Origin of the sequence: Pseudomonas sp. Lb2C2 (genome assembly GCF_052112205.1) — a bacterium.
Lineage (GTDB): Bacteria > Pseudomonadota > Gammaproteobacteria > Pseudomonadales > Pseudomonadaceae > Aquipseudomonas > Aquipseudomonas kilonensis.
The window spans coordinates 100,246-115,932 of sequence record NZ_JAUTYW010000011.1; the positions used below are offsets into that span (position 1 = coordinate 100,246).

Consider the following 15,687-nt stretch of genomic DNA (forward strand, 5'->3'; position numbering starts at 1 on the left):
GCCACTCTTATTGGAGGCCCACGCTAATCATCATACGATTGGGTGTCAATTTGAATTTTGCATACCCCTGTGGGAGCGGGCTCGCTCGCGAAAGCGGTGGGTCAGTTGAGGAGATGTTGGATGGGCCGGCGCCTTCGCGAGCAAGCTCGCTCCCACAGGGTTTACGGTTCCAGGCCGATGGGGAAAAACTCACCGCCACTCCACACACCCAACCAGCGCTGCCCGTCAATCTCGCGGCTGACCGCCAGCTCCACCAGTTGGTAGAACACATTGCGATGGATCAGCGCTTCGAGGTTGCTGCGCACGTGCACGTAGGGCGCGGGTTCCTGGGTCTGGGGATCGATCACCACCCGCAGCGGATGCTCGGCACCGGCCTCAGTGGTTTCCTCGACATTGGTGGTGAAGCGCAACAACTGCCCTTCCCCCTGCCCTTCGACTTCGAGGGTCACGGCCACGAACGGCGCGTCATCGACCTTGATGCCGACTTTTTCCACAGGGGTAATCAGGAAGTAATCATCGCCGTCGCGGCGGATGATGGTGGAGAACAGCTTGACCATCGGCTTTCGCCCGATGGGCGTGCCCAGGTAATACCAGGTGCCGTCCCGGGCGATGCGCATGTCGATGTCGCCGCAGAAGTCGGGGTTCCACAAGTGGACCGGCGGCAGGCCTTTGGTCTTGGGGATCTGCCCCAGCAAGTCATTGGCTTTTTGCGGTCCGCTCATGGTGACTCCTTATATTTATTCGTCGCTCATCCCCAGCAGGCTGCGGGCATATTCACGCAAAGGCGTGGCGATGAGGTCTTGTGGCTGCTTGTCGTGCAACGTCAGTAAACCGCCACGACTCTTGATGCGTGCAGTATCAATCAAATACTGGGTGCTGGTCTCGATCAACATGATTTGAATCACGCTGGTATCGACGCCCAGACGATCCACGGCTTCTTCATCCTGCCATTCGTCAGTGTTGCCAATGCGGTTGTCGGCCTTGGCGAAGCGGGTGTACAGCAAATAATGGGCGCCGGCGGAACGGGCTTCGCCCATGGCCTGGTCAAGGCCTTCGGGAACACGGGCGCGACGGACCATGGGGAAATATTCAATGAAGCCATTGAAGGCTTCTTCGGCCACGACGTTGGGACGCGGATAGGCACTGCCTGGCGGAGCAAAGGCGCCCTGGGCGATGTAGATAAACGAGTCGGGCTGAATACGCAGGTTGTTCACACGACGGCTGTCGCTATGATCCAGCAGGCCGGCGTCGCTCATGTGATAACGAACGCCCTCTCCCATGTCGCTGACATTCATGCAGCCACCAAGCGCCAAAACGACCAGCAGCAAAACCAGGCTACGCATCCTACCCTCCAAAAACCGGTGTCGGAAAACCGGCGAATGGTCGTGGGATGCAGCTTTTGCGCCAGCTTGCAGGATGGTTGGGTCTCAGCCTTGGAATACCCTGTGGCGAGGGAGCTTGCTCCCGCTGGGCTGCGAAGCGGCCCCTCTAGGCATCAGCATCGTTGCGACTGCTTCGCAGCCGAGCGGGAGCAAGCTCCCTCGCCACAAAAGCCTTATTCAGCCGCCGATGATCTTCATGATGGTCGCGCCGCCGGAGAATGCCACTTCCTGCTTGTCCCCCAACGCCTTGACCAACAAGCGCTGAAGCGCCGGCAAGGCCTGGTGACGAGGCTTGTCCAGCAGGTCGCCGACGAAGTGACGGTTACTCGACGACAGGCAGCCATGCAGCCAACCCGTGGAAGACAACCGCAACCGTGAGCAGGTACGGCAGAAAGGCACGCTTTCGTTGGCGATCACGCCAAAGTGCCCCAGCCCCGGTATCTCATAGCGCACCGCCGTGGCATCCACCGGAGCGTCGGCTTGCAGGTATTCGTATTGATCGCCAATCAGGCTGAGCAATTGCTGGAGGCTGACGAACTGCTGCAAAAATGCGTTGGAGTCGCTGGCCAGGTGCCCCATGCGCATCAACTCGATGAAACGCAACTCATAGCCACGTTCCAGGCAGTATTCGAGCAAAGGCATCACCTGATCCAGGTTCTGCCCGCGCAACGGCACCATGTTGACCTTGATCTTCATCCCGGTAGCCCGGGCCTGTTCCATGCCGTCGAGCACAGTCGCCAGGTCGCCGCCACGGGCGATACTGCGAAACGCGGCGGGGTCCAGGGTGTCGAGGGAAACGTTGATGCGACGGATACCGGCGTCTACCAGCAACGGCAGCTTTTTCGCCAGCAACTGGCCATTGGTGGTAAGGCTGATGTCCTCCAGGCCCATCTGCCCCACCGCCGTCATGAAACGCTCGAGCTTGGGGCTGACCAACGGTTCGCCGCCAGTGATGCGCAGCCGCTCGATGCCGGCGGCCTCGATCAAATAGGCTACGCCGCGCGCCATGGCCTCGGCCGACAGTTCATCCTGCGCAGCCACCAGCCGCTTGCCGTCAGGCACGCAGTAGGTACAGGCGTAATTGCAGGCGGAGGTCAGGCTTATCCGCAGATTACGGAAACGCCTGCCTTGACGGTCAACGATCATGGATCACTCCGGCACAAGAAAAATCGGACTCGCGAAAATTGACCTAGAAATCAAGATTTCGCAAGACCCAAGCCTGAGTATATTACTGGGACACTGCGCCATGTAAGCGGACATGGCGCAATAAGGCAGCTGAATGTCTTGGCCTGTGCGGCCTTAGCTGCTTGGGACGTCGGTATCGCGCTTGCGCTTGTTGCCCATGCGCACGCCGATGTCCATCAGGAACTGGAAGAAACCTTCCTGGTCTTCCAGCACGTTGCTCCAGAACGGCGAGTGATACAGCGCCACCGCGCCGTGCACCAGCGCCCAAGCGGCGCAGTAATGGAAATAAGGCGGCACGTCTTCAAGCTTGCCTTCGCTGATCCGGCCCTTGATCAGCAGGGTCAGGCGTTCGAAGTTCGAGGCGCGGATCTTGTGCAGCTCCTCGACCATCTCCGGCACCTGGTTGCCCTTGACCACCTTCTCTTCCAGGCGATCGAACAAGCGGTAGCGCTGCGGGTCGCGCATGCGGAACTCGAAGTAGGCCCGGGACAGGGCCTCCTTGTCCTTGTCCACATCGGCCGAGTGCAGCAGCTCGTTCAAATCGCGCTCGTAGTCGAGCATCAGGCGCAGGTAGATCTCCGCCTTGGATTTGAAATGTTTATAAATCGTGCCTTTGCCGATACCCACGGCATCCGCAATCATCTCGACGGTGACACTGTCTTCACCCTGGTCGAGGAACAACTTGAGCGCGGTGTCGAGAATTTCCTGCTCGCGGCGGCGAAACTCACGGACCTTACGGGGTTCTTTGTGCATAAGAAAAAGGTCTGAAGGGTCAAAATTCGAAGCCGGGTATTATGCCTAACTTACGCAAAAATGCACGGATCATCCGTTCTCGGCCACTGTTCTTCACAAAACCGTGCGCACCCGGCTCGCCGTTCCTCGCGCCAATGCGCCGCGCCTGCGAGCTTTGGCGACAGTGAGAACTTATCCGAAGCGAGCGTATTCCAAATTTGTTTAAAAACCGCCCCGGCCAGACTGGACGGGTTGGCATACTGATCAATACTTGAACTGTCGGCGCGACATCTCCCCCAAGTGACGCGCTGATGAAGGTACCAACGGACCGCGTACCTTTGTTTTACTCCTAATGGTCTTAACCCGGATTCACCCCCCAGAACCCGGGTTTTTTTTGCATGGAATTCAGGCTTGCGCCGAACGCACATGAGCCAGCGGAAACAATTGCTTAAAATTTTCCGTCGTCTGCTCGGCAAACCGCTCGTAGGACTCACCGCGCAGCATCGCCAGAAACTCTGCCACTTCCCGTACGTATTGCGGAAGGTTCGGCTTGCCACGATAGGGAATGGGCGCCAGGTAAGGCGAATCGGTCTCCACCAACAGCCGATCAGCCGGCACTTTGCTGGCAACGTCGCGCAATGCATCGGCATTACGGAACGTGACAATCCCGGACAAGGAAATGTAATAGCCCATGTCCAGGGCGGCCTTGGCCATGTCCCAGTCTTCAGTGAAGCAATGCAGCACCCCGGCCTGGGACAGCGCGGCGTCACGCAGCAAGGTCAGGGTGTCGGCCCGGGCGCCACGGGTGTGGATGATCACCGGCTTGCCGGTCTGCCGGGCGGCCTCCAGGTGCAGCCGGAACGACGCCTGCTGCACGTCGGCGGCTTCCGGTTCGTAGTGATAGTCCAAGCCGGTTTCGCCGATGGCGACTACCCGTGGATGGTCCAGCTCACGCAACAGCCAATCGAGCGCCGGCGCGGCGTCGGGCTGGACATCCAGCGGGTGAACACCGACCGAGCAATCGACGTCGGCATAACGTTCGGCCAGGGCCTTGACGTCGGCGGCGTTATCGACGCTGACGCCGATGCACAGGAAATGACCGACACCCCGTTCACGGGCCGCGTCCAGCGCAGCATCCAGGGAGCCGCCATGGGCAGCGAGGTCGAGACGGTCAAGGTGACAATGGGAATCTACAAGCATAAAAGGCCGGCTACATCGTATGGGTGGGACGGTCGGACTTCAGGGAGCCGGCCAAGTGGGTTTCGATCTGATTGCGAGCGGAATTGTCGCCGTCGCTGAATTGCACACCGACGCCGGCGGCCCGATTGCCCTGGGCGCCTTTGGGCGTCATCCAGATCACCTTGCCGGCGACCGGGATCTTTTCCGCTTCATCCATCAAGCTCAAGAGCATGAACACTTCATCGCCCAAGCGATAATTCTTGTTGGTCGGAATGAACAGGCCACCGTTCTTGATGAAGGGCATGTAGGCGGCGTAAAGCACCGACTTGTCCTTGATAGTCAGGGACAGGATGCCATTGCGTGGCCCGGGACTGACAGGTTCGTTCATGCTGATCTCCGCTGCGATTGAGCTGAGTTTAGGCGGTACCTGTCAACTTCGACCAGGCAAACTCGCCCACTGCACCAACAGCGCCTCGAGCAACAGCACCCGATTGAGGTTCGCTTTGCCCAGCACCTTCTGACGTTGGGCAAGAATCCAGTCTTGAATGTTCAAGATTTTATCCTGGCTGCTTTTTTGCGCCAGGTACTGGATCACCTTGCGCATGTCCGCCAACCCCAGGCCAGCCTCGTCCTCGGTCAATTGGTAACGCAGGATCAGGCTCGACCAGTCACAGAACCAGTCAAACAGCAAGAGCAACGGGATCGCGTTCCAACCCTCAGCCAGTTGCGTGGGGGACTGCTGCTGCTTGAGCAGTTTCTTGACCCCGTCCACCACCAGGGCCCGTTGTTCCCGCACACCCTGGGCCTGAAGGCTGACAGCCGCCAGGGGCGAGCCGGCCGCCAGGGTCAGCAGCTCGACACGCTCTTCGTCGCTGCTGTCGGGCAAGGCCTGGGCCAGCCACTGCAAGCTCATCGCCTCGCTCGGCAGCGGGCAGGCCTGTTGCACGCAGCGACTCTTGATGGTCGGCAGCAAGCGACTCGGCTGGTGGCTGACCAGCAACAGCACGGTGTCGCCAGAAGGTTCTTCGAGACTTTTAAGCAAGGCGTTGGCAGCGTTGATGTTCATCGACTCGACGGGCTCGATCAGCACCACCTTGCGCCCGCCCATTTGTGAGGTCTGGACCACGAAGCTGACCAGGTCCCGAACCTGGTCGACCTTGATCGCCTTGTCCGCCTCTTCCGGTTCCAGCACATAATTGTCGGGATGGCTGCCGGCCCTGAGTAGCAGACAGGACTTGCACTCGCCACAGGCGTTCGAGACACCCGGACGCTGGCACAGCAGGCTGGCCATCAGGCGTTCGGCCAGTGCCCGCTTGCCGATGCCGGCCGGGCCATGCAACAGATAGGCATGGGCATGCTGGGCACGACCGGCCAGTTGCTGCCAGAGGCCGTCTTGCCAGGGATAGGCTTCAGCCACGGACACGCTCCAGTAAACGCGGCAGCAAGCCGTCCAGGGATTGTTGGACCTGGGCCAGCGGTTGCGCCGCATCGATCAGCAGGTAACGCGCCGGATCGGCCTTGGCGCGACTCAGGAAGGCACTGCGCACGGCGTTGAAGAAAGCCTGGCCCTCAAGCTCGAAACGATCCAGCCGACCACGGGCACTGGCGCGGGCCAGGCCGATTTCCACCGGCAGGTCGAACACCAGGGTCAGGTCTGGTCGCAGGTTACCCTGGACGAAGGTTTCCAACGCGGCGATGCGCTCCACGGACAAGCCCCGGCCGCCGCCCTGGTAGGCATAGGTCGAATCGGTAAAACGATCGCAGAGCACCACCGCGCCACGAGCCAGCGCCGGGCGAATCACCTCGGCCAGATGCTGTGCCCTGGCCGCGAACACCAGCAACAGCTCGGTGTCGGGGTTCATGACCTCTTCAATGGGCGCCAGCAGCACCTCGCGAATTCGCTCGGCCAGCGGCGTACCGCCCGGCTCGCGGGTCAACACCACCTCGATGCCGGCAGCCCGCAGGCGTTCGGCCAGGTATTCGCGGTTAGTGCTCTTGCCGGCGCCTTCCGGGCCTTCCAGCGTTATAAACAAGCCAGTCACAGGCGATCCTTAATCAAAGTCATTGCGGGCTCGGCGGCTCGCTGGCATCCGGTTCGGGAGCAGGCACTTGGGGCGGCACCTGGGGTACAGCGTCGGGCGCCGTGTCGGGTGATGCCGCGGGAATGGGTGCCTGTTCGTCCGATGTTGCCGGGGCCGGGCTGGAGCGGTAATCGGCACGGCGCTTGAGTTGGAATTCACGCACCGCGTTGTTGTGCGACTCCAAGTCATCGGAAAACACGTGGCTGCCGTCACCGCGCGCGACGAAGTAAAGGCTGTTGCCCGACACCGGGTTCAATGCCGCATGAATCGCTTCGCGCCCAACCATCGCAATCGGCGTCGGCGGCAAGCCCGGGATCAGGTAGGTGTTATAGGGGTTTTCTTCTTTCAGATGGGCGCGGGTGAGCTTGCCGGTGTAGCGCTCGCCCAGGCCATAGATCACCGTGGGATCGGTCTGCAGCAGCATGCCCAGGCGCATACGCCGCACAAAGACGCCGGCAATCTGCCCACGTTCCTGGGGCACGCCGGTTTCCTTCTCCACCAACGACGCCATGATCAGCGCCTGATACGGCTGGGTGTAAGGCACATCGGCGGCACGTTGCGCCCACTCCTTGGCGAGCACGTCTTCCAGGCGGTCGTAGGCTTTTTGCAGCAGGTCGACATCCGAGGTGCCGCGCACGAAGCGATAGGTGTCCGGGAAGAACCGGCCTTCGGGAAATATCCCGGGGTGACCAAGACGGTCCATGACCTGGCTGTCGCTCAGGCCGGTGAGGGTCTGCTGGAGCTTTTCATCCTTGGCCAGTGCGGCGCGCACCTGGCGGAAGTTCCAGCCCTCCACCAGCGTTACGCTGTACTGCACCACTTCGCCGCGCTTCCAGACACCGATCAGGCCTTCCATGGTCATGCCCGGCACCATCCGATATTCACCGGAGTGCAACGGCTGGCCAGCGAGATTGAAGCGCCAATAGATCCGCAGCCAGAAGGCGTCCTTGATCAGGCCATCGGCTTCGAGGCGCTTGAGGGTTCCGGTCGGGGTGGTCCCGTTGGGCACGTCCAGCAATTCTTCCTGGGTGATATTCAGCGGCTGTTGCAGCGCCGAATGAATCTTCCAGGCCGAAGCGCCCAACAACAGCCCTGCCAGAACCAGTCCGGTCTCCAGCAGCAGCAAGAATTTACGTCTCACGAATCAAACATCCAATAGCGCACGGGCAAGGGTTTGCAGTTTACGGGTGAGCGGGCCAACCGACCAGCGTGCCGAACCGCATCCGCGTACCGGCCACACGCCATAAACGCTGTTGCAGACGAAGACTTCATCAGCCTGGTGCAGCTGTTCGAGACTGATATCCGTGATTTGCGTGGCGATGCCTTGGGACTTGGCTTGAAACAATAATTCTGCGCGCATCACGCCGGCCACGCCGCAACGGCTCAGGTCCGCCGTGAACAACACGCCATCGCGCACCAGGAACAGGTTGCTGAACACACCTTCGATCACCCGCCCGGACGTATCCAGCATCAGGCCTTCGGCGTACTGCCCGTCACTCCATTCGGCACGAGCCAGCACTTGTTCCAGGCGATTGAGGTGCTTGAGGCCGGCGAGCAAGGGCTGTTCGGATAACCGCACGCTGCAGGGAAACAGCAGAACGCCTTGTTCGGCATGGGCGACGGGATAAGCGGCAGGTGGGTTCCCTTGCAGGATGCGCCGGGCCGAGGTCGAGGGATCTGCGGCATAACCGCGCAGACTGTCGCCACGGGTCACGATCAGCTTCAGCACGCCGGCGCCCAGGCACCGGGCATAGGCATTCAGCTCGGTGCTCAACGCGCTCATGTCGACATTGAGAGCCAACTGCCGGCAACCGGTTTCCAGGCGTTGCAGGTGACGCTCAAGCAACACCGGTCTGCCATCGTGCACGGCGAGGGTCTCGAACAACCCATCGCCGTAAGCCAGGCCACGATCTTTCAGCGACAGGACGTCGGCCGGCTGACCGTCGACCCAGCTTTCCATCAACCGGCGAACCGGCGGAACACCAGCGAACCGTTGGTCCCGCCAAAGCCGAAGGAGTTGGACAGCACCACATCGATGTCCATGCTGCGGGCAGTGTGCGGCACGAAGTCCAGGTCGCAGCCTTCGTCCGGCTCATCGAGGTTGATGGTCGGCGGCGCTGTCTGGCTGTTGATCGCCAGGACGCTGAAGATCGCTTCCACCGCCCCTGCCGCACCCAGCAGGTGACCGGTCATGGACTTGGTCGAGCTGACCGCCAGCTTGTACGCGTGCTCGCCGAACACGGTCTTGATCGCCTGGGCTTCGGCCAGGTCGCCGGCCGGGGTCGAAGTGCCGTGGGCGTTGATGTACTGCACCTGCTCGCCGTTGAGTTTCGCATCACGCAAGGCGTTGGCGATGCAACGGGCAGCACCGGCGCCATCGGCCGGTGGCGACGTCATGTGGTACGCATCACCACTGGTGCCAAAGCCGATCAGCTCGGCATAGATGGTCGCGCCACGCGCCTTGGCGTGCTCCAGCTCCTCGAGCACCAGCGCACCGGCACCGTCGGACAGCACGAAGCCATCACGGCCCTTGTCCCACGGCCGGCTCGCGCGGGCGGGCTCGTCGTTGCGGGTCGACAGCGCGCGGGAAGCGCCAAAGCCACCCATGCCCAGGCCGCAAGCCGCCATCTCGGCGCCGCCGGCAATCATCACGTCGGCTTCGTCGTACATGATGTTACGCGCGGCCATGCCGATGCAGTGGGTACCGGTGGTGCACGCCGTGGCAATGGCGTAGTTGGGGCCCTGTGCACCCAGGTGGATGGACAGGAAACCGGAAATCATGTTGATGATCGAGCCCGGCACGAAGAACGGAGAAATCCGTCGCGGCCCCGATTCGTGCAGCGTGCGGCTGGTTTCTTCGATATTGGTCAAGCCGCCAATACCCGAACCCATGGCCACGCCGATGCGTTCACGGTTGGCGTCGGTGACTTCCAGCCCGGCGTTGCGCACTGCCTGGAAACCGGCTGCCAGGCCGTATTGAATGAACAGGTCAAGTTTGCGAGCTTCCTTGACCGACAGGTATTCCTCGACATTGAAGCCCTTTACCGAGCCGCCAAAACGGGTGGAATAGGCAGAAAGGTCGGTGTGTTCGATCAGACCAATGCCACTGCGGCCAGCCAGAATGCCCTGCCAACTGCTCGGCACATCCGTGCCCAGTGGCGACAACATACCCATACCGGTGACTACGACGCGTCTACGCGACACAGCACTCTCCTTTTTCTAATGACGACTTTGCATCAGGCCTAAAGAAAAAACCGCACGCCGTGATGGCAGTGCGGTTTTTCCATGACAGCTAGCGACGACTAAAAACGATTACGCCTGGTGGCTGGTAACGTAGTCGATAGCAGCTTGTACAGTAGTGATCTTCTCAGCTTCTTCGTCAGGAATCTCGGTCTCGAATTCCTCTTCCAGAGCCATCACCAGCTCAACAGTGTCAAGGGAGTCGGCACCCAGGTCTTCAACGAAGGAAGCGGTGTTCACAACTTCTTCTTCTTTAACGCCCAGTTGCTCGGCAACGATTTTCTTGACGCGCTCTTCGATGGTGCTCATACCTTGTTTTCACTCCTAATGGACAAATTCAGGCAGCTGGCCGGTGGGTAAGTGTATAGAAGAACTTTTCGGTTTTTCAACCGAAAGCTTCACTCCTCAAACCCTGCGGCCCGCCGTCTATAAATTGATTGCAGCTTTATAACGGATTTTAGACAGCTCGTATGACATTTTTTTGAAGCAATCCGTCACATTTAACTCATGTACATCCCGCCGTTTACCGGGATTGTAGCCCCGGTCACGTATGCCGCACCGTCCGACGCAAGAAAAGCGACCACGGACGCGATTTCTTGAGCTTGCCCCAGACGACCCAGCGGAATCTGCGTCAACAAGGCTTCACGCTGTGCTTCTGGCAGTTCACGGGTCATGTCGGTGTCGATGAAACCCGGTGCAACCGAGTTTACCGTAATCGAGCGCGAACCCACTTCACGCGCCAGCGCACGGCTGAAACCTTCCAGACCGGCCTTCGCCGCAGCATAGTTTACTTGGCCTGCGTTGCCCATGGCACCCACAACCGAACCGATACTGATAATTCGACCCCAGCGAGCCTTGGTCATGCCGCGCAAAACGCCCTTGGACAGCCGGTACAGACTGTTCAGGTTGGTGTCGATCACGTCGAACCATTCGTCATCTTTCATGCGCATCATCAGGTTATCGCGGGTGATACCGGCATTATTGACCAGGATCGCCGGCGCACCGAACTGCTCCTGAATGCTTGCCAGCACCGCCGCCACGGATTCGTCGCTGGTGACGTTCAGCTCAAGGCCGGTGCCTTGGATGCCGTTTTCCTTCAGGGTCGCGGCGATACGCTCGGCGCCCGAAGCGGAAGTCGCGGTGCCGATAACGATGGCGCCTTGACGACCCAGTTCCAGGGCGATGGCCTGGCCGATGCCACGGCTTGCACCGGTCACCAGTGCAACTTTACCTTGCAGACTCATGCAAGCTTCTCCTGTTCAGGCCTGCGCTGCACGGGCGGCAGCGAAGGCGTCTGGGGTGTTGAGGTTGGAAGTCGACACGCCTTCGGCGCAGCGTTTGTTCAGGCCTGCCAGCACTTTGCCAGGGCCGCATTCGACCAGCTCGGTCGCGCCCTTGGCCGCCAGGGTCTGCACCGATTCGACCCAGCGAACCGGCTTGTAGAGTTGTTCCAGCAGATCCCGCTTGAGGGTCTCGAGATCCGGCGCCACGTTGGCGCTGACGTTCTGCACCACGGGAGTCTGCGGGGCCTGCCAGTCGATGGCGGCGATGGATTCGGCAAAGCGCTCGGCAGCCGGACGCATCAGCTCGCAGTGCGACGGCACGCTGACCGGCAGCGGCATGGCGCGCTTGGCGCCACGGGCCTTGCAGCCCTCGATGGCGCGCTCGACAGCGGCCTTGGCACCGGCGATGACCACTTGGCCCGGGGAGTTGAAGTTCACCGCACTGACCACATCGCCTTGCGCCGCTTCGGCACAGGCGGCCAGCACATCGGCGTCTTCCAGGCCGAGGATCGCGGCCATGCCGCCCTGCCCGGCCGGAACCGCTTCCTGCATCAACTGGCCACGACGCTCCACCAGCTTCACCGCGTCGCCCAGGCTCAGGCTGCCAGCAGCTACGAGGGCGCTGTATTCACCCAGGCTGTGACCGGCGACGAATGCCGGACGCGCGCCGCCTTCAGCCAGCCACAGGCGCCACAATGCGATAGAGGCGGTCAGGATGGCTGGTTGGGTTTTATCGGTTTGATTGAGGCGCTCTTCCGGCCCTTGCTGGGTCAGTGCCCAGAGGTCATAGCCGAGCGCATCGGAAGCTTCTTTGAATGTTTCGAGGATCAGCGGGTATTGCGCGCCCAACTCGGCCAGCATGCCGAGGGACTGCGAGCCCTGTCCTGGAAAGACGAATGCGAGGGAAGCAGACATGAAAACAAAGCCCCTAATGATCTTGTCGTCAAAAATTGACGCCCCTGGGGGCGCTAGCAAACTGAAAGTTGGATGGCGGCTTGAACCGACCGGTCACATTTAAGCATTGTCGGACGAAAACGCCTAAGTTAACAAATCCTCGAGGCGACCGCGCAAGCGCTCCGGCAGGTTTTCCTGGATCTCGATCACTGCCCGGTTGATCGCGCTCTGGAAACCCTGCACGCCCGCCGAACCGTGGCTCTTGATCACGATGCCCTGCAACCCGAGGAAACTCGCACCGTTGTGCCGCGCCGGCGCCAGGTCGGCCTGCAACCGACGCATCAACGGCAGTGCCAGGGCGCCCACTACCCGCGAGGCGAAGCTCTGCTTGAACAAGGCCTCGATGCGCTGGCCGATCATGGTCGCCAGCCCCTCGCTGGACTTGAGCAGGATGTTGCCGACGAAGCCATCGCACACCACCACATCGGCCTCGCCACGGTACAAGCCATCGCCTTCGACGAAGCCGATGTAGTTGATGCCGCGCGCGCCCTGCAGCAGCGTGGCCGCCAGCTTGACCTGCTGGTTGCCCTTGATGTCTTCGGTGCCGATGTTCAGCAACGCCACACGAGGACGCACGACACCCAGGGTTTCAGCCGCGACCGAGCCCATCACCGCAAATTGCAGCAAATGTTCGGCACTGCAATCGACGTTGGCCCCCAGGTCGAGCAATTGGCAAAACCCACGCTGGGTCGGAATCGCCGCCACCATCGCAGGCCGGTCGATACCCGGCAAGGTCTTGAGTACATAGCGCGACAGCGCCATCAGCGCACCGGTATTGCCGGCACTGACACATGCCTGGACCTTGCCATCGCGCAACAGCTCAAGGGCTACCCGCATCGAGGCGTCAGGCTTGCCACGCAGGGCCTGGGCCGGCTTTTCGTCCATGGTGATGATTTCGGACGCCGGGGCAATTGCCAGGCGCGCGCGATCGACAGCCGATTGGCCGCTGAGCATTTCTTCCAGGAGGGAGGGTTGACCGACGAGGGTCAGGTGCAGCGAGGGTGTAGCATTCAGACAAGCAAGGCTGGCCTGAACAATGCTGCGGGGACCGAAGTCCCCGCCCATTGCGTCAATCGCGATGACTTGAGCGGACAAGTGATTACTCGTCAGCGCCCTTGTCGATCACTTTACGGCCACGGTATACGCCTTCTGGCGATACGTGGTGACGCAGGTGAACTTCACCAGTGGTTTTTTCTACGGACAGGGTGCTAGCCTCGAGAGCGTCGTGCGAACGGCGCATGTCACGGGCAGAGCGGGATTTTTTGTTCTGCTGAACAGCCATAATTGATTAACTCCTAAACGTTTGGGTCACGCTTTAACTGCGCCAATACACTGAACGGGTTGGACCGCGTTACCTCGTCCTCGCTCGGTTCGGGCTCATCTGCTCCCGCCGGCTGCTGGCATTCTTCCGGATGATGAGCAGGCACAATGGGCAAGGCGAGCAGAAGCTCCTCCTCGATCAGTGACTGCAGATCCAATGGATCTTCGCCCAGTTCCAGCACGTCATAACCTTTCGGCAACGACTGGGTATTCGCACCCTCCTTCACCACGGCGTAACTGCATTCGCTGTGGATCGGCAGGGTGACCAGCTCAAGACAACGCTGGCAAACCATTTTGACTTCAGTGTCGATAAAGCTGTGGATAACCACAGATTTACGTTCATCTCGTTCAAAAACGAATTTGGCCTGGACCGTACCGACATTGTCGGAAAGCGGGTCGCAGAGTCTCTTCAAATCGGCCAGCAGCAGTTCACCTTGAAGGGTGGTGCCACGGTCAGCCAATTTGCGCGGGTCAACGTGAGGTGGAATCGGGTCATTCAACATAGGCGCAGCATTATAGGGATGCCCCCGGCCATGTCAAAGGAAATTCAGCCCTGTCCGTCACTTGCGCGCCTCGCTAGAATTCAGCCCTGCCTTTTGGAGCCGCCCATGCTGCCTTTATTACTTGCCTCAAGCTCGGTCTATCGCCGGGAATTGCTTGCCCGCCTGGGATTGCCGTTCGTCTGCTGCTCACCCGACATCGACGAAAGCCATCGCCCCGGCGAGCCCGCCCTTGAACTGGTCAAGCGCCTGGCCCGGGAAAAAGCCCTGGCACTGGCTGAAAGTTATCCAGGGCACCTGATAATCGGCTCAGACCAAGTCGCCGTGCTCGGCCAGCGCATCCTGGGCAAGCCCCACACCTTCGAAAATGCACGCGAACAATTGCTGGCCGCCAGCGGCGCCAGGGTCACGTTCCTGACCGGCCTGACGCTGCTCAACAGCCAGACCGGCGCCTACCAGGTCGATTGCGTTCCGTTTACCGTCAATATGCGCACCCTGGACCCAGAGCGCGTCGAACGCTACTTGCGCGCCGAGCAGCCCTACGACTGCGCCGGCAGCTTCAAGGCCGAGGGGCTGGGCGTAAGCCTGTTCCAGAGCACCGAAGGGCCGGACGCCACCAGCCTGATCGGCCTGCCGCTGATTCGCCTCGTGGATATGTTGCTGGCTGAGGGCGTGCAGGTTCCCTGATCCAACATACACGTATGGCGAAGGGATTCATTTATGGGAGCAAGGCTTGCCCGCGATGCAGGCGCTGCGGTGATGCAGACTAGCCGGGTTATCGTTCATCGCGAGCAAGCTTTGCTCCCACAGATCAACCCGTCTAGCCACAGAATATCTAAGCTAGCGCAGTGCAGCCCCCTGGAAGCCCATCCACATCGCCAGATGCTCGGCGATGCTTGCCCCCAGTTTTTTCGAGAAACGGTCGATCGGCGATTCTTCGACGGTGAAATCCACCAACTCCTTCTCGCCGATCACGTCCCGCGCCACCGAACTGGCGCTGCCCAAGCCATCGATCAAGCCCAGCGGCAACGCCTGCTCGCCCGACCAGACCAGCCCGGAGAACAGCTCTGGATGCTCCTTGTCCTTCAGACGCTCGCCCCGCCCCTTCTTGACGCTGGCGATGAACTGCTTATGAGTGGTGTCAAGCACACCCTGCCAGAAAGCCGTTTCCTCAGGCTTTTGCGGCTGGAACGGATCAAGGAAGGATTTGTGCTCGCCCGCGGTATAGACCCGTCGCTCCACCCCAAGCTTGCCCAGCGTCTCGACGAAACCATAACCCGCCGCCGTCACGCCAATGGAACCCACCAGGCTGGCCTTGTCGGCATAGATCTGGTCCGCCGCACTGGCGATGTAATAGGCACCGGAGGCACCGAGGTCGGAAATCACCGCGTAGACCTTGATATTCGGATGCGCCGTACGCAAGCGGACGATTTCGTCATAGACGTAGCCTGCCTGTACCGGGCTGCCACCTGGACTGTTGATGCGCAGCACCACGCCCTTGACCTTCGAATCCTCGAACGCGGCCCGCAGGCTGCCGATGATGTTGTCCGCGCTGGCCGCTTCCTTGTCGGCAATCATGCCCTCGATGTCGATGACCGCCGTATAGGCCGAACCACCGCCCGAAATTTTCTTCCCATCTACGGCCTGGAAGATCATCGCCAAGCCGAAAAACAGATAGATGAAGACCAGGCACTTGAAGAAGATCCCCCAGCGGCGCGCACGACGCTGTTCCTCCACCCCGGCCAACAGGGTCTTTTCCAGCAGCTTCCAGCTTTTTTCGTCACCGTTGTCAGCGCTCGCCTTGGCCGGTGCCTTCCATTCATCGGTCATA

19 protein-coding genes are annotated in these 15,687 nt (G+C 60.6%); 1 reads left to right on the plus strand and 18 read right to left on the minus strand.

Features of this window, described 5'->3' with window-relative positions; genetic code table 11:
• Positions 1-161 precede the first annotated feature (161 nt).
• The 17 genes from Q7F16_RS27820 to Q7F16_RS27900 all read right to left on the minus strand — a co-directional run bounded on the left by Q7F16_RS27820 (position 162) and on the right by Q7F16_RS27900 (position 13,859).
• Positions 162-722 (minus strand): DUF1285 domain-containing protein, encoded by a 561-nt coding sequence (locus Q7F16_RS27820; RefSeq protein ID WP_013693990.1) that lies wholly within the window; start codon positions 720-722, stop codon positions 162-164.
• A gap of 15 nt (positions 723-737) precedes the next feature.
• Entirely contained in the window at positions 738-1,343 is a 606-nt protein-coding gene (locus Q7F16_RS27825; protein ID WP_409557114.1) for a DUF4823 domain-containing protein, read from the minus strand.
• Positions 1,344-1,559: 216 nt separating this feature from the next.
• Positions 1,560-2,528: a GTP 3',8-cyclase MoaA gene (locus tag Q7F16_RS27830; protein WP_014339493.1), complete on the minus strand. Its 969-nt coding sequence runs from the start codon at positions 2,526-2,528 to the stop codon at positions 1,560-1,562.
• 153 nt (positions 2,529-2,681) lie between these two features.
• Positions 2,682-3,320 (minus strand): TetR/AcrR family transcriptional regulator, encoded by a 639-nt coding sequence (locus Q7F16_RS27835; RefSeq protein WP_003204240.1) that lies wholly within the window; start codon positions 3,318-3,320, stop codon positions 2,682-2,684.
• 384 nt (positions 3,321-3,704) lie between these two features.
• Positions 3,705-4,499 (minus strand): TatD family hydrolase, encoded by a 795-nt coding sequence (locus Q7F16_RS27840; RefSeq protein WP_409557115.1) that lies wholly within the window; start codon positions 4,497-4,499, stop codon positions 3,705-3,707.
• A gap of 10 nt (positions 4,500-4,509) precedes the next feature.
• Complete coding sequence (locus Q7F16_RS27845; RefSeq protein ID WP_003204243.1) at positions 4,510-4,866, minus strand: PilZ domain-containing protein; 357 nt, start codon at positions 4,864-4,866, stop codon at positions 4,510-4,512.
• A gap of 42 nt (positions 4,867-4,908) precedes the next feature.
• Positions 4,909-5,895, minus strand: coding sequence for a DNA polymerase III subunit delta' (locus Q7F16_RS27850; protein ID WP_046063689.1), 987 nt, complete (start codon positions 5,893-5,895; stop codon positions 4,909-4,911).
• Positions 5,888-6,520: a dTMP kinase gene (tmk, locus tag Q7F16_RS27855; RefSeq protein ID WP_046063688.1), complete on the minus strand. Its 633-nt coding sequence runs from the start codon at positions 6,518-6,520 to the stop codon at positions 5,888-5,890. Before tmk ends, Q7F16_RS27850 begins: the two co-directional genes overlap by 8 nt.
• 19 nt (positions 6,521-6,539) lie before the next feature.
• Complete coding sequence (gene mltG / locus Q7F16_RS27860) at positions 6,540-7,700, minus strand: endolytic transglycosylase MltG (protein WP_409557116.1); 1,161 nt, start codon at positions 7,698-7,700, stop codon at positions 6,540-6,542.
• Between the two features lie 3 nt (positions 7,701-7,703).
• The gene (pabC, locus tag Q7F16_RS27865) at positions 7,704-8,519 is read right to left on the minus strand and encodes an aminodeoxychorismate lyase (protein ID WP_409557117.1); all 816 of its coding nucleotides are present in this window, start codon (positions 8,517-8,519) and stop codon (positions 7,704-7,706) included.
• Entirely contained in the window at positions 8,519-9,763 is a 1,245-nt protein-coding gene (gene fabF / locus Q7F16_RS27870; protein ID WP_018613569.1) for a beta-ketoacyl-ACP synthase II, read from the minus strand. Before fabF ends, pabC begins: the two co-directional genes overlap by 1 nt.
• A gap of 108 nt (positions 9,764-9,871) precedes the next feature.
• A complete protein-coding gene (gene acpP, locus Q7F16_RS27875) occupies positions 9,872-10,108 on the minus strand; it encodes an acyl carrier protein (RefSeq protein WP_003175607.1) in 237 nt (78 codons plus the stop codon).
• Between the two features lie 191 nt (positions 10,109-10,299).
• A complete protein-coding gene (gene fabG, locus Q7F16_RS27880) occupies positions 10,300-11,043 on the minus strand; it encodes a 3-oxoacyl-ACP reductase FabG (protein WP_003204256.1) in 744 nt (247 codons plus the stop codon).
• Positions 11,044-11,058: 15 nt separating this feature from the next.
• Positions 11,059-11,997, minus strand: a complete 939-nt coding sequence (gene fabD / locus Q7F16_RS27885; protein WP_409557118.1) for an ACP S-malonyltransferase — start codon at positions 11,995-11,997, stop codon at positions 11,059-11,061.
• Between the two features lie 123 nt (positions 11,998-12,120).
• Positions 12,121-13,131 (minus strand): phosphate acyltransferase PlsX, encoded by a 1,011-nt coding sequence (gene plsX, locus Q7F16_RS27890; RefSeq protein ID WP_409557119.1) that lies wholly within the window; start codon positions 13,129-13,131, stop codon positions 12,121-12,123.
• Between the two features lie 4 nt (positions 13,132-13,135).
• A complete protein-coding gene (gene rpmF / locus Q7F16_RS27895; RefSeq protein WP_003179396.1) occupies positions 13,136-13,318 on the minus strand; it encodes a 50S ribosomal protein L32 in 183 nt (60 codons plus the stop codon).
• A 13-nt stretch (positions 13,319-13,331) separates the two neighbouring features.
• Positions 13,332-13,859 (minus strand): YceD family protein, encoded by a 528-nt coding sequence (locus tag Q7F16_RS27900; RefSeq protein WP_014339505.1) that lies wholly within the window; start codon positions 13,857-13,859, stop codon positions 13,332-13,334.
• 105 nt (positions 13,860-13,964) lie between these two features.
• Between Q7F16_RS27900 and Q7F16_RS27905 the strand changes: the two genes are divergently transcribed.
• A complete protein-coding gene (locus Q7F16_RS27905; protein WP_046063683.1) occupies positions 13,965-14,543 on the plus strand; it encodes a Maf family protein in 579 nt (192 codons plus the stop codon).
• Positions 14,544-14,696: 153 nt separating this feature from the next.
• Here the strand turns inward: Q7F16_RS27905 and Q7F16_RS27910 are convergent, their stop codons facing one another.
• On the minus strand, positions 14,697-15,686 hold the full coding sequence (locus Q7F16_RS27910) for a S49 family peptidase (RefSeq protein ID WP_409557120.1): 990 nt from the start codon (positions 15,684-15,686) through the stop codon (positions 14,697-14,699).
• Between the last annotated feature and the right edge of the window lies 1 nt (position 15,687).